The organism is Microtetraspora niveoalba (assembly GCF_001570405.1).
In the GTDB taxonomy this organism is placed as follows: domain Bacteria; phylum Actinomycetota; class Actinomycetes; order Streptosporangiales; family Streptosporangiaceae; genus Microtetraspora; species Microtetraspora niveoalba.
Genome location: NZ_BBYM01000019.1, coordinates 64,323 through 87,776 on the forward strand (window position 1 = coordinate 64,323; position 23,454 = coordinate 87,776).

The following is a 23,454-nucleotide window of genomic DNA, read 5'->3' on the forward strand; positions in this document are numbered from 1 at the left end:
GCCGTCGCCGCCTGCCTGAGCCGGCACACCGAAGGCGCGCCTCCCGAGACGCCGCGGCGGTGGCGCCGCCGCCTGGTCACGGATCTGTGGCGCTCCGGGGCGTTCGTGGAGGCGGCCGTACTGCGCTGCGCCGACGGGGACGAGACGTGGCGGCCGCGCCCGCCCCTCGCGGTGGCGGTCGCCGCCAGGGACACCGGACACAGCGCGGAGGCGCTGGTCAACGCGGTCCTGGACCCCGGGCTCGGCCACGACGAGCCGGCCGCCCTGCTCGCGGTCGCGGTCGCGGAGACCCTGGTCCGCGGTTCCTCCGACGGGCGCGACGCCGTGGAGCTGCTGGCCCCGTCGGTGTCGGGTCCGTGGGCGAAGCTCGGCGACCTGGCGGCGGACTATCACGCGCGGACGTTCGGCACCGAGGCCGCCGACCTGCTGAACGCCATCGCGGGCGAGCGCCGCCGGCGGCACGGGCTCGTCGCGGCGTGGGAGGCCGTGGACCTGGCGCTGGAGCAGTCCCGTCCGGTGCCGGTGGACATCGACGGCGCGAAGCGCACGCACGCCGCGCTGTTCAAGGACAGCGGGATCTTCGGCATGCTGGGCGACGCGGCGGCCCGGCGGGACGTGGCCGGGCTGCGGAACCTCGTCGCGACCTCCTTCCCCGGCGGGCACGACCCCGAGGAGCTGGTGGGCGGGCTGGTCGACGAGAAGTGGCGCGAGGTCTCACAACGTTCCGATCTGCTCATGGGCATGTACCGGGGCAAGTACCTGGGCCGGCTGGCGAAGGTCGTGTCGTCCGTCCGGCGTCTGACCGGCCTCGCCGCCGAGGAGCACCGGCTGCGCCACCGGCCCGCGCTGCTCGACGCCGCCCGCGCGCTCGCCGACGGCTTCCACGCGATGCGGGCGGACCTGGCCGCTGAGGCTGATCGGCTCGACCCCACGGCCGGGCCGGTCGTGGCCGCGGTCCTCGTGGACCTGGACCGGCTGTTCGCGGGCACCGAGCAGGAGGAGCATCAGTGATCGACGACGTGGTGCGGGACTGGCCGGGCCTGTGGCGCCATCCCGACCTGGCCGCGGCCCTGACGCGGGACGAGGACCGGCCCGACCTGGCCGGGTTGCTCCTTCGCGGCCTGGCCGACCCGCTCACCGTCGAGGAGAGCGCCGGACGCCTGATCGCGGGCGGCGAGTTCGCGACCGCGGAGGAGCTGCACCAGAGGGCGCGGCTCGCCGCGTCGGCCGCCAAGGAGATCGCCGACCGGCTGGACCGGGCCCGCGCCTCGGCGGCGGTCCGGATCGACCATGACGTCGCGGCGCTGAGGCGCAGGGCGGCGGGCGCGGGCGTCCCGCTGGAGGCGGACGTGCGCGGCCTGACCGAGGCGGCGTGGCGGCGGCTCGGGGACGCCGAGGCCATGCTCGGCGAGCTGGACGCGACCGTGCGCGCGCTGGAGGAGGAGGCGACGCGGGAGCTGCGCCGGTCCCTCGCGGCGCGAGCCGCCGGCCTCGACCAGCGGGACCGCGCGGTCCGGGCGTGGATGGAGTCGTCCGAGGCGTGCGTCCAGGCCAGGGAGTTCGAGACGGCGCGGGCGCTCATCGGCGACGGCCCCCTCCACCGTCACGCGGACACGGAGCCGCGGCTGGTGCCCCGGCTCAGGGAGGCCTGGCCGTACGACGAGGACGACCTCGAAACGATCATGTCGTGGTACTTCGACCCGGCCGCGCCGTGCCCTCCGGGGTTCGCCGTCTGGCGTCCGGCGGAGGACGACGCGGCGGCGTGGGCGCTGCTCGGCGCCCTGCGCGACGCGGCGCGGGACGTGAACCGGGACAGCGCGGGCGCGCTGCTCGGCGCCCTGCACGAGCTCCTCGGCACCGACCACCCCTGGCTGGAGCTGGACGACGCCGGACACGGGGTCATGACCAGGATCAGCCTTCCGGACAACCCGCGCCTGCCGTGCCTGTCCTTCCTCGGCAGGCGCGGGCTGGCCACCTGGGTCTCGAACCCGCGCCGCCCCCACGGCCCGCCGCCGTGCGACGACGGCCCGCTGCTGTGGATCTCCCCGTCCGTACGCGGGCACCACGTGATCGCTGACCGGGCGTCGACGCGCGGCGTCGCCATGCTCGACGCCGCCTTCCTCCTGCGGCTCGCCGCACCGCTCGACGGGCGGCGGGTGGAGCCGCCGGTGCGGCTGGTCAACCTGCTGCGCGCGGTCTGCGCCCGCCTGTCCCCCGACCAGGTCATGAACTGGCGCGAGGCGGCCCGGCACTCGCGGCGGCACCACCTCTCCTGGCTGCTCCACCTGCTCGGCGTCTCGGCGGACGGCGTGACGGTGGACGCGGTGCGCTACGAGACGGGCGGCAGCCCCGCCGTCCTGCGCGGGTTGCTGAACGAGGCGCTGCCGGAGCCCCGGCACGATCGGCCGCGCGCGATGACGCTGGACCTGGCCCTGCTCAACGAGCTGCGCGAACGCGACGCGTGGCGGACCGCCGCGGCCGCGGAACTGCTCGCCCCGCACGCCGGCGACCGCGTCGCGATGGCCCTGCTGTGGACCGCGGCCGACTTCGACGACGACGAGTTCACGCTCGGCGACCTGTGCCAGGGCCTCAGGTCGATCACCGAGGCCGAGGTGGCGGAGGTCGTCGCCGAGTCGGAGCTGCCCGGCGCCGCCGAGTCCCTCGTACGGGCGGGGCTGTTCGAGAGGGCGCCGGGCGGGCGCCTCCGGCTCCCGCAGAACGGGATCCGCAGGCTGCTCGCCGAGAGGCGGCCCGGCCACGTGCCGCGCGATCAGGCGGTGCTCGCCGCGAGGGACGTCTACGAGGACTACCGTGACACCGCCGCGCGCCGCATCGCCGGTGTCGGGGACCGGATCGTCCGCATGATCGGGCACAAGATGAACGGCAGGCGCGCGGTGCTCAGGAGCGCGCTGGAAGACGGCCGCGCCGAGCAGGCGCTGAGCGTGGTCGACTCGCTGCCGTCCATCCACGAGCTGTACGCCAGGGCGACGGCCCCGGAGCGGCCGTGCCGGCTGACCGAGATCCTGAGGAACCCGCTGAGCGTGGCACAGGGCGACAGCGAGGGCATGCTCCGGTGCGAGCTCACCGGCGGTGACGGGATGTTCGTCCACGCGAACCCCTGGCTGCTCGGCGAGTGCTTCTTCAACCTGTTCGACAACGCCCGGCTGGCCGTACGGGAGACGGGGCGCGAGTTCGGCACGATCAGGGTGACGGTCGCCGTCCGGGCGGACGCCCCGGACCTGTGCGTGATCGATGTCGAGGACTCCGGCGTCGGGCTCTCAGCGGAGGACCAGGAGCGGCTGGCGCGCGGGGACCGGTTCAGCACCCACGGCGGCAGCGGAGTCGGGTTCCGCACCGCCCGGTCGTGGTTCCGCGCCTTCCGCGGGCGGCTGGAGATCGCGGGCAGGTCCGCCGCCCTGGGCGGCGCCCACCTGCGGGTGACGCTTCCGCTGACCGCTCCCCCGTCCGCTCCCCCGTCCGCCGCCTCGGCCGCTCCCCCGTCCGGGACGTGACCCGCCCGGCGTCCCGGGCGCGGCGGCGCGGCGGCCGGGCTCAGGGGTGCATCCGCCACTCGTGCCGGAACCGTCTCACGAGGCGCTCGGCGACGTCGAAGGCGCCGTAGCGGACCTCGTGGTCGGCCTCCTGGTACTTCGCCCCCGCCCCGGCCAGCCGCCCGGCCCCGACACTGCCGTCCGGCAGGCTCTCCCGGCGCCTGCGGACCTCCCGCCACGCCGACGCCAGGAAGACCTCCAGGCGCTTGCGCCGTGCGGTCTCGTCCTCGTCCGTCAGCAGCCTGGCGGCCTCGCGAACGCCCTCGTGCCAGGCCGGGTTGGTCTTGGGCACGATGTCGACCAGGCGGTACTCCTCCATCGTGGCCTGCTGGCGACGGTGGCTGACGTCGGTCGCGTTCGCGGTGACCAGCGCGGCCGGGACGTCGGTGAAGTCGCGCAGGTGCGCGGCGATGACGTACCCCCTCCGGTCGTTCAGGGTGCCGGTCAGGTGGAGGTCGATCAGCGCGCCGTCGAACGTGTGCAGCCGGGGGTCGTCGATCATCCGCTCCCACTGCTCCAGCACGTCCTCCCCGGTGAGCAGGGTGCAGTCGTAGTACGGCCTGAGCAACCTGTGGATGTCCCGGCCGACCTCCACGTCGTCGTCCACGATCAACAGGCGCTTGCGGCCTCCCGGCCTGATCCGGTCGACGATCGGGTCGTGCGGGAAGCAGGCCGTGAAGGCGCCCAGCCGGTCGAGGGCCGCGCGCGCGGCCGGGTCCATCGCGAGGACGTGCCGGACGAGGGTGTCCCGCGCCTCGATGAGGGGGCGCCACCAGTGCGCGGCGACGCCGGGGTGGATCTCGCGCGGATCCGCCCGCCACAGGCCCATCAGTTCGTCGATCCGCCCGGGCCCCGTGTCCCGGAGCCCTTGCACGCCCTCCACGAACCGGATCGCGTCCACCCGGCAGCGGGCGGGATCGAGCCGGTAGCAGAGCCGGCCGCCGCTTCTCAGCGACTCGACCGGCACCCCGAACTTCGTCTTGAGATCGCTGGCGTGCTTCTCGACCGTCTGCTCCTTGATGCCCTTGCCCTGTTTGAGGCTCTCCCAGAGGTCGCGGCGGGGAACGGGGCGGCCCGCGAGGGCGAGGAGGAGCAGGACGGCGGCGGGCCGGCCGGCGAGCGCGACCACCTCTCCGCCGACGCGAACGTTGATCTCACCGAGTACGGCGATTTCGACCGATGGGACCTGATCCACATTCCCACAGTAAAACAGGCCGGGAATATCCGCTGAAATGGCGGTGAAATCGACCGGGAGCCCCGAGCTGCGATTCATCCCGCTTTCAGGACACGTCCGCTGCTATTTCAGCCCGCCGGAGCCACCATCTGCGTATGGGCCTGTCAGGAGGCCGCAACCAGGAAAGAGGGCAAAGCACATGAACGAGAAGGGGCTCACGAGGGACCGGGAAATGGTCCAGGGGAACGTCTTCGTCGCCATGCCGTACGGCGTGAAGGCGTGCCACGGGGATCCGGCCTTCAACTTCGACGACTTCTACCGCGACGTCTACAGCGAGATCATCACCGAGATCGGCCTGACGCCGGTCCGGGCGGACTCGATCTACGGCGCGGGCACGGTCGACGAGAGCATCTGGCGCGGCATGCAGGAGGCCGAGATCGTCCTCGTCGACTTCTCCACCCGGTGCGCGAACGTGATGCTGGAGTACGGCCAGTGCCGGATGCTCAACAAGAAGATGGTCTACCTCACGCAGGACGAGGCCGACATCCCCAGCAACGTCCGCGGCCTGCGGTACATCCGCTACGACGACGACTGGCGCAGCATCACGAAGATGCGCACGGAGCTGCGGAACCAGCTCCTCGCGCTGCGCAGGGAGCCGAACGTCGAGATGAAGCTGGTCCCGATGCCGACCGGCGGCACCGTGCCGGCCCCGGCCACCGTGCTCAACGTGACCGAGGACCTGGTCGTCGTGACCACCGAGGGCGGGCGGCTCGGCGTGCTCGCCGCCACGGACGTGGACTACGCGCGGATCCTCCCCGACATGCGGCGCAGGTTCTCGGTCGGCGAGCGCCTCAGCGGCGCCTTCGCCACCGACGCCGAGGGCGGCCAGCGCTACACCCTGCTGGCCGGCAGGCAGAACCCGTGGCCCGCGCTGACCAGGGACTACGCCCCCGGGCGGGTCTTCACCGGCCAGGTGTGCAACGTCGTCCCCGGGGTGGGCGCCTTCGTGCGGGTCGCGCACGGCGTGAACGGGAGGGTCCCCGCGTACTTCCTCGCCGACCTGCCGGCCGTCGGGGTCGGCACGGAGATGGAGGTCATGGTCGACCGGATCGACGCCGAGAGGCGCAACATCCTGCTCGCGCCGGTCGGGGCGGGGCGGCACCGCCCCGCGGGCAGGCCGTCCGCCTCCCCGGAGCGCCGGGACACGGTGAGCGGGCCGCGGGTCGGCGAGCGCCTGGACGGCGAGGTCACCAAGGCCGAGCCGGAGAACGGCCGCTCCGGCGGCTACGTCCTCCTGAAGGTGCCCGGCCGCGAGCGCCCGGTGATGCTCCACTGCAGCCGGATGTCCGCCGAGCTCCGCGCCGACCTCAACCGGAACGAGATCGAGATCGGCGAGCTGATCTACGTCGAGGTGGTCGGGGTCGACCCGGTCCGCGACCGCGTGACCGTCCGCGACATCCCCGAGGAGGCCGCGGCCGACGCCGCCTGATCAACCTCCGCCGTCGTCAGATTCCCGCGTTGTGGCAGGCGAGGTGGTGGCCGTCGCCGACCTCGCGCAGCAGCGGCTCCTCCTCGGCGCAGCGCGCGGTGGCCAGCGGACAGCGGGTGCGGAACCGGCACCCGCTGGGCGGGTTCAGCGGCGACGGCAGCTCGACGGTCCCGTCCCCGGCGACGCCGGGCGCGGGCCGGTCGGCGGTCCCCGCGCCGAGGTCGGCCTCGGGCACCGAGGCGAGCAGCAGCCGCGTGTACGGATGCAGGGCCGAGGCGGCGAGCCCGGCCGACGGCGTGACCTCGCACACCTTGCCGAGGTACATCACCATGATCCGGTCGCTGATGTTCTTCACCACGGCGAGGTCGTGCGCGATGAAGACCATGCTCAGGCCGTAGCGCGTCTTGGTCTCCTCCAGCAGGTTGAGGATCTGGGCCTGCACGGAGACGTCGAGGCTGGAGACGGGCTCGTCGCAGATCAGCACCCGGGGGTCGAGCATGAGCGCGCGGGCGATGCAGATCCGCTGGCACTGCCCGCCGGACAACTCGTGCGGCCGCCGGTCCCACACGACGGCCGGGTCGAGCCCGACCGACGCGATCATCGACTCGACCTGGTCCCGGCTCGGCCGGGTGCCCCAGATCGACAGGCCCTCGGCGACGAGGTCCTTGACCCTGCGGCGCGGGTTCAGCGAGGAGACCGGGTCCTGCAGGATCATCTGCATCTTCCTGCGCCGGGTGCGCAACGCCCTCGGCGGCAGTCCGGTCAGCTCGGTCCCGTCCAGCAGCACGGAGCCCGACGTGGGCGGCGGGAGCTGCATCACGGCGCGTCCGGCGCTGGACTTGCCGCACCCGGACTCGCCCAGGATGCCCAGGGTCTCGCCGTCGAGCAGGTCGAAGCTCACCCCGGAGACCGCGTGCACCGTCTGCCCGCGCCCGGCCGGGAACCGTACGACGAGGTCGTCGACGACCAGGACGCGGTCCTGGCCGGAGCGCATGTGGGCGGTGCCGGTGCCGGCCATCAGGAGCCTCCTGCGGTGACGGGACGGACGGGATGGTGGCAGGCGAAAACGCGGGCCCCCTCGCCGCCGGGCTCGGAGCCGGACACGCGCGCGGCCTCCCGGCCGTTCCCTGGGCCGTTCTCCGGTCCGCCCCCCGGGCCGGGCTCTGGGCCGAGCACCGGTGACGCCTGCCGGCAGTCCTCCCGCGCGTACCGGCAGCGCGGCGCGAAGCGGCACCCGGGCGGGGGCGCGACCATGTCCGGCGGCGCGCCGCCGATCGCCTCCAGCCGCGAGTGCGGCGGGTGGTGCAGGCGCGGGACCGACGCCAGCAGCGCCTCCGTGTACGGATGACGCGGGGCGGCGAACAGGGCGTCCGCCGCGGCGAGCTCCACGATCCGTCCGGCGTACATCACGGCGACCCGGTCGGCGCGCCCGGCGACGACCTGGAGGTTGTGGCTGACCAGGATGATCGCCATGCCGAGCTCGTCCTGGAGCCGCCCGAGCAGGTCGAGGATCTGCTTCTGCACGGTCACGTCGAGCGCGGTGGTCGGCTCGTCGGCGATGAGCAGCTTGGGGGAGTTGGCGAGCGCCATGGCGATGACCACGCGCTGCCGCATCCCGCCGGACAGCTCGTGCGGGTACTGGTCGAGCCGGCGCGCGGGCTCGGGGATGCCCACCAGGCGCAGCAGTTCCTCGGCGCGGGCGCGGGCGGCGGCCCGGGAGAGCCCGCCGTGCCCGCGCAGGCTCTCGGTCAGGTGGAGGCCGATCTTCTTGACCGGGTTGAGCGCGGTCATCGGGTCCTGGAAGACCATGCCGACGCCGGTCCCCCACAACTCGCGCCGCGCGGCGGCGGTGAGGGCGTGGACGTCGGCGCCGTCCACGAGCACCCGGCCGGAGACCGTCATGGTGGAGCCGGTGGTGTAGAGGCCCATGATCGTACGGCCGAGCACGGACTTGCCCGATCCGGACTCGCCGACGATGCCGAGGGTCTCCCCCGCGTCGAGCGTGAGGGAGACGCCGTCCACCGCCTTCATGTCCCCGCGCGGGGTGTGGATCTCGGTGCGCAGGTCGTCGACGACCAGCAGCGGGGCCCGTCCGGCGTCCGGAGCGCGGTGGCCCGAGGTGTGGTGGCCCGAGGTGTGGTGGCCCGAGGTGTGGTGGCGCTGACTCATGGCACTCCTAGAGCTTCGCCTGACGGGGATCCCACCGCTTCCTCGCCTTCTCCCCGATCAGGTTGAACGCGAAGACGGTCAGGAAGAGCGTGACGCCGGGAACGAGCACGATGTGCGGATAGTCCTGGAAGGCGTTGCCCTCGCCTTCGGCGATCATGTTCCCCCAGGACGGGTCCGGCGGCTGGATGCCGAGGCCGAGGAAGCTCAGCGACGCCTCGGCCACGATCAGCACCGACACGATGACCATGCCGTACGACGCGAGGGGCAGCAGCACGTTGGGCAGCAACTCCCGGCCCATGACCCGCCACCGCGAGGCGCCCATCGCCTTGGCCGCGAGCACGAACTCCCGCTGGGCGAAGGTCAGCGTGCTCGCCCGGGCCATCCGGATCATGCTGGGCAGGGCGAGCAGCGACAGGGCGATCGCGATGTTGCGCAGGTTCGGCTCCAGCACGGTGCCGAGCGCGATCAGCAGGATCAGCGGCGGGACGGCGAGCAGCGAGTTGGTGAACACGCCGGTGACGGTGTCGGTGAGCCGCCGGAAATATCCGGCCAGGATGCCGATCCCGCCGCCGACCACCATGCCGATGGCGACCGCGCCGATCGAGACCAGCAGCGAGGCGCGGGCGCCGTGGATGATGCGCGCCAGCAGGTCGAGCCCGAAGTTGTTGGTCCCGAGGGGGTGCTCGGAGAACAGCGAGGGCGGCGCCATCGCGGGCGCGTCGATCGTCTTCGCGATGTCGCGGTACTCGCCGAGGGGCAGGACCGGCGCCAGGATCGCGGCCAGCACCACGACGACCAGCCACGCCAGGCAGAGCCAGAACATGAGGTCGAAGGAGCCGCCGAAGACGCCCCGGCCGAGCCGCGCGAGTCCCGCGTACGCGAGGGCGAGGCCGGCGGCGAACGCCAGGAAGACCACCCAGCCGGGGGCGGGGAGCACGGCCGGCGCGAGGGCGGCCAGGGCGATGCCCGGGACGGCGAGGCCGAGCCCCGGCAGTGAGAGGTGCCGGGTCGCGGGCCGGCGCGCGTCCCCGGCGGGGCGCGGGCCGCTCCCCGCCGGGTCTGGAAGCTCAACGATGTCAGACATGCGCCCGCCTGATTCGTGGGTCGAGATAGCCGTACGACAGGTCGATCAACGCGTTGGCCAGGACGTAGATGAGCGCGACGACCAGCACGGCGCCCTGCACCATGGGGAAGTCGCCCTTGTCCGCCGACCCGATGATCAGCGTGCCCATGCCGGGAAGGGCGAACAGGTACTCCACGATGACCGTGCTGCCGATCAGCCGTCCGAGGCTGATGCCCAGCAGCGTGATCAGGGAGAAGGACGAGGGCCGCAGCGCGTCGCTGAACAGCACGCGCACCGGGGACATCCCCTTGGCCCTGGCGGCGAGGATGAAGTCCTCCTGCAGCGTGGTGATCAGGTCGCCGCGCAGGATCCGGGTGAACATCGCGGTCTCGGCCAGCGCGATCGTCAGCGCGGGCAGGAACGCGTGGTGGAGGTTGTCGCCCAGGCTCTCGCCGAGCCGCACCCACTCGGCCCTGGGGAACCAGCCGAGCTGGTTCGAGAAGACCATGATGATCAGCAGGCCGGCGAGGAAGCTCGGCACCGAGAGGATGCCGAAGGTGCCCGCGCCGACGATCCGGTCCACCCGGCCGTCGGCGTGGTAGGCCGACCACATCGCCAGCGGGATCGAGACGACGAGGGCCATGGCGAGCCCGAGGACGGCCACCTCCGCGCTGACCGGGAGGGCCGCGGCGATGCGTTCGGTCACGTCGCTGTTGGGCGGGATGAGCGAGGTGCCCAGGTCGCCGTGGAGCGCCGACCCGAGCCAGCTTCCATACCTGACCAGGAACGGGTCGTTCAGCCCCATCTCGTCGCGCAGCGCCGCGTATTCCTCGGCCGTGTGCCCCTCGCCGAGCACGGTGATCGCGGGGTCGCCGGGGGTCAGGTCCACCAGCGCGAAGGTGCCCACGCTGACGACGAACAGGACCGCCGCGATCTCGGCCAGCCGTTTCAGCACGCTCCATGCCATGCCGGCCGCACTCCTTTCCTCGTCTTTCCTCGCCGCACGCACGTCACGCACACGCGCCGCAGGCCGGGCGCGGACATGGCGCACGCGCGGGGTTCATGCCGGGAGCCGCGCCCGGCGGGACGGCCCGCGTGTCACGGGGCGGGCCTGGTCGCCGGGCGCGTCGCCTCCCTGTCAGCCGACCCGGCCGGCCGGCCGGGTGAGCCGGCCGGGTCAGCCGGCCGAGGCGATCCAGGCGTCATCGAGAAGGATCATGCTGTTCACGGTGCCCTCGACTCCGTGGACGCTCTTCTGCCAGGTGAGGAACTCGGGGGTCGGCCCGTAGACGAGGGCGGGGACGTCCTTGTTCCACTGCTCCTGGATCCGGCCCATGACCGCCCGCTGCTCGTCCTCGGTCTCGGCGACCTGGAACTCGTCGATCAGCGCGTCCATCTCGGGGCCGGTGTGCATGCCGACGCTGAGGTTGCCCTTGCTGTGCAGGGTCGCGAACATCCGCCCGTACGGTCCGGCCTCGCGCCAGCTGATGCCCCACCCGGCGACGTCGTAGTCCTTGTTCACCGACACCTTGGTGATCTGGTCGGCGACGGAGCGGACCAGGTCCAGCTCGACCTGGAAGCCGACGCTCTCCAGCATCGACTTGATCGCGAGCGCGGTGGCGCGGGCGGAGGGGTCCTGGCGGCCGAGGTAGGTGACCTTCCCGTCGAAGCCGTCGGCCTTCGCCTGCTTGAGCAGCTCCCTGGCCTTGTCCGGGTCGTACGGCAGGGACGTGGCGGCGGTGTGCCAGCGCGAGAAGCCCGGGAAGACCTCGGTGCCGGCCACGCCCGCACCGTTGTAGGCACGCTGGTAGATCACCTCGGGCTTGATCGCCTGGAACATGGCCTGGCGTACGCGGGGGTCGGCTCCCGGGCGGCCCTCGGAGGCGTTGATGACGCCGACGTTGCCCAGCGCGACCATGTTCATGTACCCGGGGAACCCGGCGGCCAGTGCCTTGTCGATGAGCTGCGGGTCGCGGAAGAAGGCGGCCTGGGCGCCCCCCGACGTGAAGCTGTCCAGCAGCGCGTTCGGGTCGGTCATGTAGATGACCCGGATCTTGTCCAGGTTCGGCCGGCCGTCCCAGTAGTCCTCGCGGGCGTTGAGCACGGTCTCCTCGTGCGCGGCGTAGCTGCCGAAGGTGAACGCCCCGGCCCCGACGGGCTTGAACGCGCCGCCCTCGTCCGACGACCTGGCGACGATCATGCCCGGCCCCGTGGTCAGCATGTACGGGAACGTGGGCCACTTCTTGGCCAGCTTGAAGACCACGGTCGAGTCGTCCGGGGTCGTGATGGAGGTGACGTTGTCCTTCCAGAGCCGCGCCTCGTCGGCGCCCTTCTCGACGTACCGGTCGAGGCTCCACTTGACGGCCTCGGCGTCGAGGGCCGTGCCGTCGCTGAACTTGACGCCGTCGCGCAGCGTGAGGGTCCAGGTCTTGTAGCCGTCGCTCGGTTCGAGCCCCTTGGCGAGCTGCGGCCGCACCTCTCCGCTCGTGGTGTCCCAGCGCATGAGCACGTCGTAGATCGCGGCCATCTCCAGGCCGCCGGTGGAGCCGGCCACGATGGTCTGCGCGGGGTCGAGCACGGCGGCCTCGGCGTAGGCGCCGAACGTCAGCGTGCCGCCCTTGACCGGCTCGCCGCCGGAGTCGTCACCGATCATTCCGACCTGGTACGTGGACGGGGTCGGCGCGGCGCTCCTGCCGGCGGCGGAGTCCTTGCCTCCTCCCGGGGACGACGCGCACGCCGCGGCCAGGGCCGCGACGACGAGGAGTCCGACGGCCGGACGCAACCGCGTCTTGGTGCGAGGCTTCATACGCTTCCTCCAATAAGCCACCCGAAAACGCACATACGGGCGGACAGGAAGCGAGAGAATCAGGACAGATCATTATTAGTTCCCTCATGTCCCACTGAGCGGGACACGGCACCCACAAGATCACATACCGGCTGGTAATCGACTTAACAGCCATCGATTCGGCCCGCAGGAAAACGACGGATTCCCCATCGCCCGAAGACGATGACCCTCGCCGAGGCTCGGCTGAACCGGGAGTTCCGGGCTGCGATTCATCCCGGTTTCAGATCGCGTCCGCCGGCATTTCACCATGGACGACGCGCGGATCCTCCCCGGCGTACGGCGCGGGTGCTCCGCCGGCGTGCTCCTACAGCAGGTTCGCGAGCTCCTCCTGGAAGGGGAAGCCGCCCGGCCGGTAGGAACACCACGGCTCCTCCGCCAGCGCGTCGCCGGTCACGGCGTAGGCGCGGGAGCGCGAGCCGCCGCAGACGGCGCACATGGCGCAGGGGACGGGCCCGCCGCGGGCTCGCCGTCCGCCCGTCGAAGGTCCGCTCGCTCATGGCCGGGGCGGGGCCAGCAGCGCGCCGGCGGTGACGAAGGCGGCTCCGGCGCCCATGAGCGCCACCCCCAGGCCGACGGCCATCGAGGTGACCTGCCAGGCCTGGTACGCGCTCATGAGCGAGGCGCGCAGCGTCTCCCCCATGAACGCGGTCTCGCGCAGGGAGGCGAGCATCTCGTCCTCGCCTCCGGCGGCGTGCAGTTGCGCGCTGACCTCCGAGTAGGTGCGCCCTCCGGTGGCGCGGAGCACGTTGCCACCGATCATGTCGGCGAACGCGCGCGCCTGCGTGCCGTTCTCCACCCGCCGGCCGGCGTGCGAGCCGAGCTCCTCGGGCAGGCCCTCGTCCGGAAATGTGATCTTCTGCCGCGTGAGCTCGTCCCGGATCTGGCCCCTGCCCCGCAGACCCCGCGCCGTCATGAGCGCCCCGCCGGTCACGGTGGCGACACCGACGGCGCCGACCAGCGTCGCCGCCGTTCCACGCAGATCTCTCACCAGTACCCTCGCTTTCAGCCAGGAGAAACGGGGCCGTCGTACGGTCCCCTTCGAGCCTTCGCCGTCCGGCGGGCGCGGACGAAGGGCCGGTCGTCCCTGATCTCACGGCTGAAAGACCCGAAAGCGAGATCTCGGGGCGCCGCCGGGCGCCCGCCCCGTCTCGCCTCGCCTCGCCTCGCCCACTGAGCGCACATCCCACTGAGCGGGACGCCGGCCACCCGAGATCACATATGGACTGGTAATCGACTAGTTCGGCTTATTCGGCCTGTTTCGGCCGTCGATTCGGCCGCACGCGCCACGACGATCCGCGAGGAGAGACCAGTGCCAGAGGACGTCAGCCGCCCCCTGCTCGCCGACGACCGCCCCGGCCGTCCGGTCACCTTCGCCGAGCTGGTCGCGGCACGCGCGGAGGACGACCGGCCCGGCCTGCGATTCGAGGACCGGAGCTGGACCTGGCGGGAGGTCGTCGCGGAGGCCCGGCTGCGCGCCGGGCTCGCCCGCGACCTGCGGCGGCCCGGCCCCTTCCACGTCGGCCTGTTCCTGGAGAACACTCCCGAGCACCTGTTCTGGCTGCTCGGCGCCGCCCTGGCCGGGGCGACCGTGATCGGGGTCAACCCGACCCGCCGCGGCCCGGAGCTGGCCGGCGACATCGACTTCACCGACTGCCAGATCCTCGTCACCGAGACCGGACGGCACGGCCTGCTCGACGGGCTCACGCTGAACTGCGGCGATCGTGTGCTGATCACCGACTCCGGCGGGTACGCGAAGACCCTCGCCGGCGTCACGCCCGCGGCCCTCGACGAGGGCGAGGTCACGCCGGAGACGTACTTCTCGCTGATCTTCACCTCGGGGACCACGTCGGCGCCCAAGGCGGTGATCTGCAGCCAGGGCAGACTCGGCCGGATCGCCCTCCAGCAGCGGCAGCGCCGGGGCCTCGGCCCGGACGACGTGTTCTACGTCGTGATGCCGATGTTCCACTCGAACGCCATCATGGCGGGCATCGCGCCCGCCGTCGCCTCGGGCGGCTGCGTGGCGCTGCGGCGCAGGTTCTCCGCGTCCGCGTTCCTGCCCGACGTCCGCAAGTACGGCGTGACCTTCTTCAACTACGTCGGCAAGCCGCTCAACTACGTCCTCGCCGTCCCCGAGAAGCCCGACGACGCGGACAACCCGCTGCGCATCGCGTTCGGCAACGAGGCCGCCGACCGCGACATCGAGGAGTTCGCCCGCCGGTTCGGCTGCACCGTCATCGACTCGTACGGGTCGAGTGAGGGCGAGGTGCGGCTGAACCGTGTTCCCGGGACCCCGGCCGGCTCGCTGGGAGTGTCGGAGGCGGGCACGATCGTCGTCGATCCGGAGACGCTGCGGGAGTGCCCGCGCGCGGAGTTCGACGAGTCCGGCGCCCTCCTCAACGCCGACCGGGCCATCGGCGAGATCGTCAACACCGTCGGCGCCGCCGCGTTCGAGGGCTACTACAAGAACCCCGAGGCCACGGCGGCGCGGATCCGGAACGGCTGGGTGTGGTCGGGCGACCTCGCCTACCGCGACGCCGAGGGTTTCTGGTACTTCGCGGGCCGCAACAGCGACTGGCTCCGCGTGGACGGGGAGAACTTCGCCGCCGCCCCCGTGGAGCGGCTGCTCGCCCGCTTCGAGGCGTTCGCCGACGTCGCCGTCTACGCCGTGCCCGACCCCGTCGTGGGCGACCAGGTGATGGCGGCGGTCGTGCTCGCGGACGGCCACGACTTCGACCCGGAACGCTTCGCCGGCTTCCTCGGCCGCCAGCCGGACCTCGGCACCAAGTGGGTGCCCCGGTACGTCCGGATCACCGGCGAGCTGCCCCGCACCGCCACCAGCAAGGTCGTCAAGCGGCCGCTGCGCGACGAGGCGTGGCACACCGCCGACCCCGTGTTCGTACGGCGGGGCGCCGCCCTGGACTACCGGCCGCTCACCTCGGAGACGGCTCCCTGATCACGCCGCGACCGACCTCCCGCCCCGGCGCGGCCGTCCTCGTGCGACGCGGCCGTCCTGGCTCGGCACGGTCAGCTCGGCACGGTCAGCTCGGCACGGTCAGCTCGGCACGGCCGTCTCAGCTGGGCATGGTCGTCCTCACGCGGCCCGGTGATCAGCCCCGGCGATCAGCCCCGGCGGCCGGCCCCTCGGGCACTGTCCCGATAGGCGGGAAAGATCCCTTCTTGTGATGATCGGAGGTTTTATGGTGAGCGACATGAAGTACGCCGTCATCGCCCCCGTGGCCGCGAACACCACCGCCGACCCCGAGTGGATCAGCGGATACGCCCAGCACGCCGAAGCCTGCGGATTCGAGTCCATCGTGGCCGTCGAGCACGCGGTAGTGATGACCGGGTACTCCAGCGTCTACCCGTACGACAGGTCCGGGAAGATGGAGCTTGCCGACGACTGCGACATCCCGGACCCGCTGGACCTGCTGGCCTTCCTGGCCGCCCGCACCAGCAGGATCGGGCTCGCCACCGGCGTCCTGGTGCTCCCCAACCACCACCCCGTCGTGCTGGCCAAGCGCCTCGCCACCATCGACGCCCTCTCCGGCGGCCGGCTGCGCCTGTGCGTGGGCATGGGCTGGATGCGCGAGGAGATCGAGGCGTGCGGCGCCCCCTTCGAGGCCCGCGGCCGGCGCGCCGACGAGCAGATCGACGTGATGCGCAAGCTCTGGGCCGGCGCCTCGCCCGAGGGCGTCGAGCACCACGGGGAGTTCTTCGACTTCCGCGGCGCGATGAGCTACCCGAAGCCGGTCCGCCCGGACGGCGTGCCGATCCACATCGGCGGGCACAGCGTGGCCGCCGCCCGGAGGGCGGGCAGGCGCGGCGACGGCCTCCAGCCCCTCGGCGTGGCCGGCGACGACCTGCGCCGCCTCGTGGGCGTCATGCGCGAGGAGGCCGAGAAGAACGGCCGTGACCCGGACGCCCTGGAACTCAGCCTCGGGCACCTGGTCGGCCGGATCACGCCGGAGCGGGCCGAGTCCCTCGCCGCGCTCGGCGCCGACCGCGTCGTGCTCGCCGCCACTCCGACCCAGGACCTCTCCCAGGCCAAGGACGAGCTGTCGGCCTGCGCCGACCGGCTCGGGCTGGTGCCCGCGTGACCCTCGGCACCGGCGACCGCGTCGAGCTCGCCGACCTGGTGTCCCGATACGCGCTGTACACCGACCGCCGCGACCTGGACGGCCTGGCACGCCTGTTCACCGAGGACGGCGTGCTCGTCCTCCCGGACGCGCCGCGCGAGCTCGGCCCGGTGCGCGCCCACACCGGGCGTGCCGAGATCCGGGGCACCATGGCGAAGCTGGCCGCCTTTCCCGTCACCTTCCACGCCCTGACCGGGCACGTCTTCGACGCCGGCCCCGATCCGCGTACGGCCACGGGAAGCGTCGCCTGCGTCGCCCACCACCTGTCGGAGCGGCCCTCCGGCGAGGTGTCCGACCTGGTGTGGCACCTGCGCTACACGGACTCCTACCTGCGGGACGACGAGGCCGGCTGGCGTTTCCGCCGCCGCGAGCTCGGGATCGAATGGATCGAGACACGGCCCGTACGCCGGTGGCGCGGCGACGCGGAGCGAGGAGGAGAACGATGACCGACGCGTCGGCACCCGCCGCCGGAGCCGGGTCCGGGGCGCACGCCCGCGTATGCGTGGTGACCGGCGGCGCGCTCGGGATCGGAGGCGCGATCAGCCGCCGCCTCGCCGCGGCCGGCGACCTCGTGGTGCTCAACGACGTCGACGCGGCGGCCGCCGAACGTACCGGGGCCGAGATCGAGGCAGCCGGCGGCCGCTGCGTCACCGTGATCGGCGACGCGGCGCACGACGAGACCGTGGAGCGGGTCGCCGTGACCGCCCTCGACGTCGGCGGAGGCCGCGTCGACGTACTGGTGAACAACGTCGGGGACTTCCGCCCGGCGTCCAAGACCTTCCTGCACAGCAAGCCCGAGCAGTGGCAGCGCCTGTACGAGCTGAACCTCCTGCACGTGTTCAAGATGACCTACGCCCTGCTTCCGGCGATGATCGAGCGGCGTTCCGGCGTGGTGGTCAACAACTCCACCGTCGAGGCGTTCCGCGGCATCCCCGGGCACGCCGTCTACTCGGCGTACAACGCGGGCGTGTCGGCGTTCACGAAGAGCCTGGCCGTCGAGGTCGGCCAGTACGGCATCCGAGTGAACGCGATCGCGCCCGACCTGGCCGACACGGAGCAGACACCGGCGGCCGCCATGCTGCGCGGGCGCGATCCGGAACTGCTGCGCACGTGGATCCCGCTCGGCCGGTTCGGCGAGCCCGACGACTACGCGGCCGTCGTGGCGTTCCTCGCCTCGGACGACGCGCGCTTCGTCACCGGCCACACCGTCCCGGTGGACGGCGGCACCCTCGCCGCCTCCGGCTGGTACGGCAGAGCCGACCGGAAAGGCTGGACGAACATGCCCAACGAACCCTGACACGGCGGCCCGTCCCCCACGAAGGCCGAACGGGACGGGGGCCTGTCCAACACGAGGACCGGCCGTGCGGGACGGACTTGGCCTGAGCGGGGGACGGGTTCGGCCGGCGCACACCCTGCCGGTCACCTGGCCTGTCACCTGGCCGATCCCCGGCGCTCACCCCCGACCGCCGCCCCACCGGCGGGGTCCTCAGGCTCACGTGACGGGCACGATCCTCGCCTCGACGAGGGAGCCGCCGTCGATCCGGAGAACGCCCAGAGTTCCGTGCGGCTGGCGGCGGCGGTCCGTCGGCGACCCCGGATTGAAGATGCGCACCCCTTGATCCGTCTCGTCGAGCGGGATGTGGGAGTGGCCGAAGACCACCAGGTGCGCCGCCGGGAACCGGCGGCGCATCCTCCCGATCCGCCCGCGCGCCGGACCGCTGTCATGGATCATCCCGGTCCGCACGCCGCCCAGATCCAGCTCCAGGGTCTCCGGAGCGACCAACTCGGGGACGTCGTTGTTGCCCTTGACGACGTGGACGGGGGCGTACGCCTCCAGTTCGCCGATCACCGAAGGCACGCACACGTCCCCGGCGTGCAGGATCACGTCGGCGTCGCGAAGCTCCTCCGCCACCCGAGGAGGGCACGCCTTCCACCGGCGCGGCGCGTGGGTGTCCGCCAGGACGACGACCTTCATCACCACCTCCGACACGACCCGGCTCGCGGCCCTTCGGCGCGACCGCCGCCGGAAGGATGCCCGCTCTCCCCCTCGACGTCCATTCCACCGCCTTTCCTCGGACACCCGCACGCCGCCGGCGCCCGTGAGGGTCCCATGATGCCCCGCTGAGCTGACCGACCCCCACCAGGTCCGCCGGCCGGTCCAGGTCGCGATCATCCCCACCCGCGTCCGGCACGCCCTCCGCGCCGGCCCGGGCGCGCGGGCGGCGCCGGCCTCACCGAGGCCGCGCACGGCGCCAGCTTCGCCGACAGCTCCCACCTGACCCGCGTCACCCGGGAGATGTTCGGCCTGCCCCCCTCCCACCTGCTCGCCGCCCTGCCCTCCACCACGCCCTGAGCGCGGCCAGGCGGCCCCCACGGCGAGGTCAGCGGGCCTGTTCACCCTCGTCTGGGACCACCTGCTCGGCACCTTCTCCTACGACCCCACCCGCCGCTTCACCTCTGAACAACTCGGCATGGCCGCCAAACCGGACTACCCCACCGCCTACCGGCCCAGCTCGCCGACCCCTTCCGGGCCTCCGGCGCCTGCCAGGCCCCGCCCCAGGCCCACCCTTCTCACGCCCTGCGGGCAGCGCAGGAGGCCGGCTCCCCCTAATTCGTGCTCGACGGCACCCTCGTGCGGGCGCGAAGCCGCGAACCCACCAGAAGATCCGAACTCCGTACAGGCCTGGGCGAGAGCACGTAGATCCACAGCCCCGGAGGGCCGCGCGGCGGCGTTGCGAATCTCGGCCGCTCCCAGACCTGGCTAGGCTGACCGGAACATCTACGCGGGGAGGAGGGGGAGCCGTGCGCCGTCGCTCGTCGCTCCTCGCCGTGCCCGCGAGATGGCTGATCTGCCTGATCTTCCCGCTCCTGGTCAGCGGCGTCCCGGCCGCGGGCGTGCTGGGCGCGCTGCCCCAGACCGCCGTCCTGGCGTCGTCCGCGCCCTCCGTTCTCGCGGCCGCGGCACCGGACGCCGCCGCCTCCGCTGTCACGGCCCCCTCCGAATGGGAGGCCGCGAGCGGCGACCACGTCCTGCCCTCCCCTCGACCGGGCGATCACGATCCGGTCTCGCACGACCTCTCCGGGCGTCCGCAGAAGGCGGTCATCGGAGCGAACCGCGCCGTCACAGGCGCGGGCCAGACGGTGGTGCTCGCCGACCGGCGCCGCCCCACGACGCCGCCCGAGCGCGGCGCGGCCGCGGCGCCGCAGGACGGCGGAGCCGATCCGCTCGCCGCGCCGGGCGTCTCGCCCGGCCGCGCGCCACCCTTCACAGACTGAGAGCGACGTCCACCCGCTCTCGATCCCGGTATGCCCTCGCGCGCCGTTGCCGCGCGAAGCTCTTCGATCGGTGAACGCCGACGCGCCGGCTCCCGCGCTCTCCGAAGCGCCGGTCTCCGTCACGCCGGCTCGTCATGCGCCGTTCACGGCCCGCCGCACGCGGCCGGCCGTACGCGGAACCCGGCAGGGCGTCTCCCGATCCCGGTATGCCTTCCCGCGCCTTCGCGGCGCGTCATCCCACTCCGTCTGTGGAGGCTCTCATGTCGCGTGCCCCTGTGGTACGCGCGCTGGCGGCGCTCGCCGTCATCGCGACATCACTCGTCCTCGCCCTCACCATGTCGCCGCGTCTCGGTCTGGACCTGCGCGGCGGCACCCAGCTCGTCTTCGAAACCAGGGACTCCCCCACGACCAAGGCCGACGCCGAGGCCACCGACCGCACGCTCGAGGTGCTCCGCCGCCGTACGGACGCGCTCGGCGTCGCCGAACCCACGCTCGCCCGTTCCGGCGAGCGCCGCATCATCGTCGAGCTGCCCGGCGTGCTCGACCCGCGCAAGGCCGCCGAGACCATCGGCACGACCGCGCAGCTCACCTTCCACCAGGTGCTCGACTATCCCGAGGAGTCGACCAAGCCGAAGAAGGACGAGCTGATCCTGCCCGACGAGGACGGCAACAAGCTGCTCCTCGGCCCGGCCGGGCTGACCGGCGAGGCGGTCAGTGACGCCAAGGCCGGGATCGATCCCGAACGCGCCAGCGGATGGTTCGTCTCGCTCGACTTCCGGGACAACCGCCCCTGGGAGAAGCTGACCGGCGACGCCGCCTGCGCGCCGTCGGGCGACCCCAAACGGCGGATCGCCATCGTCCTCGACAACGAGGTCATCTCCTCGCCCCAGGTGAACGACACCGTACGCTGCAACGTCGGCATCACCGGCGGCAAGACCGAGATCAGCGGATCCTTCACCACCGAGGAGGCGCAGAACCTCGCCATGCTGGTCAAGGGCGGAGCCCTGCCGGTGCCGGTGGAGATCGTCGAACAGCGGACGGTCGGCCCGACCCTCGGTGCCGCCGCCATCGAGGCGAGCGCCAAGGCCGCGGTCATCGGTGTGCTGCTCACGGCGATCTTCCTCACCCTCGCGTACCGGCTGGTCGGGTTCCTCGCCACGATCGCGCTGGGCTGCTACGCGCTGATCTCGTACGCGGCCCTGGTCGCCGTCGGCGCGACGCTCACCCTGCCCGGCCTCGCCGGGTTCGTGCTCGCCATCGGCATGGCCGTGGACGCCAACGTGCTGGTCTTCGAACGTGCCCGGGAGGAGTACACGGCGGCGTCGGCCAAGGGGCTGCGCCCGGCGCTGCTGAAGGGATTCCACCACGCGTGGAGTGCGATCGCCGACTCCAACATCACCACCCTGCTGGCGGCCGGGCTGCTGTTCTTCCTCGCCTCCGGCCCCGTACGCGGGTTCGGCGTGACGCTCTCCCTCGGTGTACTGGCGTCGCTCGTGTCCGCGATGCTGATCACTCGGGTGCTCGCCCAGTGGGCGGTCGGGCGGCGTGCGGTCAACTCGCGGCCCCGGCTTTCCGGGCTCGGCTCGGTGGGCGCGCTCCGGACCTGGCTGACCAGGAAGAACCCCGACCTGATGCGGCGCAGCCGGCTGTGGCTCGGCATCGGCGCCACGGTGACCGTCCTCGCGCTGACCGGGCTGTTCGTCCGCGGGCTCGACTTCGGGGTGGAGTTCACCGGCGGCCGGATCGCCGACTACTCCACGTCGGCTCCGGTGAACGTGGACACCGCCCGGCAGGCCGTGTCCGACGCCGGCTTCCCGAACGCGGTCGTCCAGCGGTCGGACGACGGCATCACCGTCAGGACCGGCCAGATCACCGGGGACGAGGCGGCGAAGATCGAGTCGGCGCTGGCGAGCGTGACCGGCGAGGTCACCAAGCTGCGTGACGAGCTGGTCGGGCCCAGCCTCGGCGACGAGCTGCGGCGCAACGCCCTCATCGCGCTCGGCGTGGCCCTCGCCGCGCAGCTCGCGTACCTGGCGTTCCGTTTCCGCTGGTCGTTCGGCACCGCCGCGGTGCTCGCGCTGGCGGTGGACGTGTCGATCGTGGTCGGCGCGTTCGCCTGGATGGGCAAGCCGATCGACGGCGTGTTCCTGGCCTCGGTGCTCACGATCATCGGATACTCCGTGAACGACAAGGTCGTGGTCTTCGACCGGGTGCGGGAGATGTGGGGTGCGTCCCCCAAGACCCCCTTCTCGCGGATCGCCGGGACCGCCGTCGTCCAGACCGTGCCGCGTACGGTGAACACCGGCCTCGGCGCGCTGTTCATCCTGGCCGCGCTCGCGCTGCTCGGCGGGGACTCGCTCACCGACTTCGCGGTGGCGTTGCTGCTCGGCGTCGTGGTGGGCACGCTCTCGTCGGCGTTCGTCGCCGCCCCGCTCGCCGTCGAGTTCGAGCGGCGCAGCTCCGCGCCTCCGCCGCAGCCGGTGAAGAAGCGCACCTCGGCCTCGCGCCAGGGGTCGGGGGCGGTGGTCTGAGCCACGAGGCCGGACGCCTCGTACGCCCGGGGATCCCGTACGGGCGTTCCCCGGGCGTACGGGAGGAACGGCCCCCGATCGGGTGATCCACCCGCGCCCGCGCCCGCTTCCGCTGGAGCGGGCGCGGCCCGATCGGCGAGACTGGGGCGGGGAGGAGGACACGATGGCTGATCCGGACACCGGCGGCGTGACGGCCGAGTTCGTGACGAAGCGTCCCGCGCCGCCGTTGCGGCGGTTCGTCACCGCGTACATCGGCTACCGCGAGGCGGGCGGCCCACCGGGCCGGCACCGGGGGCTCCCCTCGCCGTACCTCACGATGATCCTCACGCTTGACGATCCGCTGGTCGTGGCCGTGCACCCCGACCCGCACACCCCGCCGGGCACGTACGACACCCTGGTGGGCGGCCTGCACACCGCGCCGGCGGTCATCACTCACGACGGCCGCCAGTCCGGCGTCCAGCTCGCCCTCACGCCGCTGGGCGCGAGGGCGCTGCTGGGCCTGCCCGCCGGGGAGCTGGCGGACGCCGATCTCGACGGTGCGGAGGTCCTCGGCTCCGCGGCGGACGAGCTGCGCGAGCGGCTCCTGGAGGCGGCCGGATGGCCCGCGCGCTTCGGGGCGCTCGACACGGCGCTCACGTCGCTGCTCGGCTCGGCCTCCGGCACGGGACCGGCCTCGGCCGGGAGTCCGGGCGGCCGCCGCCCGCTCGGCGGAGGGCCGGGAACGCGGCGCGGCGCGGAGGCGGCCATGCCCGCGGAGGTCGCGTGGGCGTGGCGGCGGCTGCTGGACACCCGGGGCGGGGTCGGCGTGTCCGATCTGGCCCGCGAGATCGGCTGGAGCACCCGATACCTGGGACGGCGCTTCCGCGAGGAGATCGGCCTGGGCCCGAAGGAGGCGGCCCGGGTGGTGCGCTTCGACCGGGCTCGCCGCACACTGCGGCGCCTGGCCGACGAGGGCGCCGCGCCCACCCTCGCCGCCCTCGCGGCCGATTGCGGCTACTACGACCAGGCCCATCTCGCCCGCGAGTTCGGGGCGCTCGCCGGATGTCCCCCGAGCCGCTGGCTCGCCGAGGAGTCCGGGAACCTCACGGCCGGCTCCCCGCCCCCGGCCTCCGATCGACCCGCCTGACGATTGATCGACCGGGGCGGGCGCTCTAGGTTCTGAGCGTGATTTCCGTGGAGCGGGCTTCGTCGCGATCGCGCCGTTTGGCGCCGGGGATACA

The 23,454-nt window shown here is 72.9% G+C and carries 19 protein-coding genes; 10 read left to right on the plus strand and 9 right to left on the minus strand.

All coding sequences use genetic code 11. The annotated features are described in order from the left end of the window. Together AWQ70_RS19695 and AWQ70_RS19700 are read left to right on the plus strand one after the other, a co-directional pair. On the plus strand, positions 1-1,011 hold a 1,011-nt coding region (locus tag AWQ70_RS19695), incomplete at its 5' end, for a hypothetical protein (RefSeq protein WP_169808707.1). Further along, positions 1,008-3,512, plus strand: coding sequence for a sensor histidine kinase (locus AWQ70_RS19700; protein WP_067178150.1), 2,505 nt, complete (start codon positions 1,008-1,010; stop codon positions 3,510-3,512). The genes AWQ70_RS19695 and AWQ70_RS19700, both read left to right, overlap by 4 nt. 40 nt (positions 3,513-3,552) lie before the next feature. Here the strand turns inward: AWQ70_RS19700 and AWQ70_RS19705 are convergent, their stop codons facing one another. Further along, positions 3,553-4,746: a response regulator gene (locus AWQ70_RS19705; protein ID WP_067178151.1), complete on the minus strand. Its 1,194-nt coding sequence runs from the start codon at positions 4,744-4,746 to the stop codon at positions 3,553-3,555. Positions 4,747-4,924: 178 nt separating this feature from the next. On the opposite strand from AWQ70_RS19705, the gene AWQ70_RS19710 reads away from it, so the two are divergent. Continuing rightward, positions 4,925-6,214 carry a S1 RNA-binding domain-containing protein gene (locus AWQ70_RS19710; RefSeq protein WP_067178152.1) on the plus strand — a complete coding sequence of 430 codons (1,290 nt, stop codon included), beginning with the start codon at positions 4,925-4,927 and terminating at the stop codon, positions 6,212-6,214. Positions 6,215-6,230: 16 nt separating this feature from the next. On the opposite strand, the gene AWQ70_RS19715 is transcribed toward AWQ70_RS19710, so the two are convergent. From AWQ70_RS19715 to AWQ70_RS19740, 7 genes are all read right to left on the minus strand, one after another. Next, on the minus strand, positions 6,231-7,232 hold the full coding sequence (locus AWQ70_RS19715; RefSeq protein ID WP_067178153.1) for an ABC transporter ATP-binding protein: 1,002 nt from the start codon (positions 7,230-7,232) through the stop codon (positions 6,231-6,233). Then, positions 7,232-8,383: an ABC transporter ATP-binding protein gene (locus AWQ70_RS19720; protein WP_084517439.1), complete on the minus strand. Its 1,152-nt coding sequence runs from the start codon at positions 8,381-8,383 to the stop codon at positions 7,232-7,234. The genes AWQ70_RS19715 and AWQ70_RS19720 overlap by 1 nt, the downstream gene beginning before the upstream one ends. Before the next feature lie 7 nt (positions 8,384-8,390). Further along, complete coding sequence (locus tag AWQ70_RS19725) at positions 8,391-9,467, minus strand: ABC transporter permease (protein ID WP_067178154.1); 1,077 nt, start codon at positions 9,465-9,467, stop codon at positions 8,391-8,393. Continuing rightward, the gene (locus tag AWQ70_RS19730) at positions 9,460-10,413 is read right to left on the minus strand and encodes an ABC transporter permease (protein WP_067178157.1); all 954 of its coding nucleotides are present in this window, start codon (positions 10,411-10,413) and stop codon (positions 9,460-9,462) included. Before AWQ70_RS19730 ends, AWQ70_RS19725 begins: the two co-directional genes overlap by 8 nt. A gap of 210 nt (positions 10,414-10,623) precedes the next feature. Further along, positions 10,624-12,252, minus strand: a complete 1,629-nt coding sequence (locus tag AWQ70_RS19735) for an ABC transporter substrate-binding protein (protein WP_067178158.1) — start codon at positions 12,250-12,252, stop codon at positions 10,624-10,626. 343 nt (positions 12,253-12,595) lie between these two features. Then, positions 12,596-12,727, minus strand: a complete 132-nt coding sequence (locus AWQ70_RS42035; protein WP_281197065.1) for an SPASM domain-containing protein — start codon at positions 12,725-12,727, stop codon at positions 12,596-12,598. A gap of 57 nt (positions 12,728-12,784) precedes the next feature. Continuing rightward, on the minus strand, positions 12,785-13,279 hold the full coding sequence (locus AWQ70_RS19740) for a hypothetical protein (RefSeq protein ID WP_067178159.1): 495 nt from the start codon (positions 13,277-13,279) through the stop codon (positions 12,785-12,787). 321 nt (positions 13,280-13,600) lie between these two features. On the opposite strand from AWQ70_RS19740, the gene AWQ70_RS19745 reads away from it, so the two are divergent. From AWQ70_RS19745 to AWQ70_RS19760, 4 genes are all read left to right on the plus strand, one after another. After that, a complete protein-coding gene (locus AWQ70_RS19745) occupies positions 13,601-15,244 on the plus strand; it encodes an AMP-binding protein (protein WP_245647049.1) in 1,644 nt (547 codons plus the stop codon). 256 nt (positions 15,245-15,500) lie between these two features. Further along, positions 15,501-16,388: an LLM class F420-dependent oxidoreductase gene (locus AWQ70_RS19750; protein ID WP_067178649.1), complete on the plus strand. Its 888-nt coding sequence runs from the start codon at positions 15,501-15,503 to the stop codon at positions 16,386-16,388. Then, entirely contained in the window at positions 16,385-16,873 is a 489-nt protein-coding gene (locus tag AWQ70_RS19755; protein ID WP_067178160.1) for a nuclear transport factor 2 family protein, read from the plus strand. The genes AWQ70_RS19750 and AWQ70_RS19755 overlap by 4 nt, the downstream gene beginning before the upstream one ends. Further along, positions 16,870-17,724, plus strand: a complete 855-nt coding sequence (locus AWQ70_RS19760; protein ID WP_067178162.1) for an SDR family NAD(P)-dependent oxidoreductase — start codon at positions 16,870-16,872, stop codon at positions 17,722-17,724. Before AWQ70_RS19755 ends, AWQ70_RS19760 begins: the two co-directional genes overlap by 4 nt. Before the next feature lie 195 nt (positions 17,725-17,919). Here the strand turns inward: AWQ70_RS19760 and AWQ70_RS19765 are convergent, their stop codons facing one another. Next, a complete protein-coding gene (locus tag AWQ70_RS19765) occupies positions 17,920-18,402 on the minus strand; it encodes a metallophosphoesterase family protein (RefSeq protein WP_067178650.1) in 483 nt (160 codons plus the stop codon). A gap of 827 nt (positions 18,403-19,229) precedes the next feature. On the opposite strand from AWQ70_RS19765, the gene AWQ70_RS19770 reads away from it, so the two are divergent. The 3 genes from AWQ70_RS19770 to AWQ70_RS19780 all read left to right on the plus strand — a co-directional run bounded on the left by AWQ70_RS19770 (position 19,230) and on the right by AWQ70_RS19780 (position 23,360). Continuing rightward, positions 19,230-19,703, plus strand: coding sequence for a hypothetical protein (locus AWQ70_RS19770; protein WP_067178164.1), 474 nt, complete (start codon positions 19,230-19,232; stop codon positions 19,701-19,703). A gap of 260 nt (positions 19,704-19,963) precedes the next feature. Beyond that, positions 19,964-22,234, plus strand: a complete 2,271-nt coding sequence (gene secD, locus AWQ70_RS19775; RefSeq protein WP_067178165.1) for a protein translocase subunit SecD — start codon at positions 19,964-19,966, stop codon at positions 22,232-22,234. 163 nt (positions 22,235-22,397) lie between these two features. Further along, a complete protein-coding gene (locus tag AWQ70_RS19780; RefSeq protein ID WP_067178651.1) occupies positions 22,398-23,360 on the plus strand; it encodes a helix-turn-helix domain-containing protein in 963 nt (320 codons plus the stop codon). The last annotated feature ends 94 nt before the right edge of the window (positions 23,361-23,454 follow it).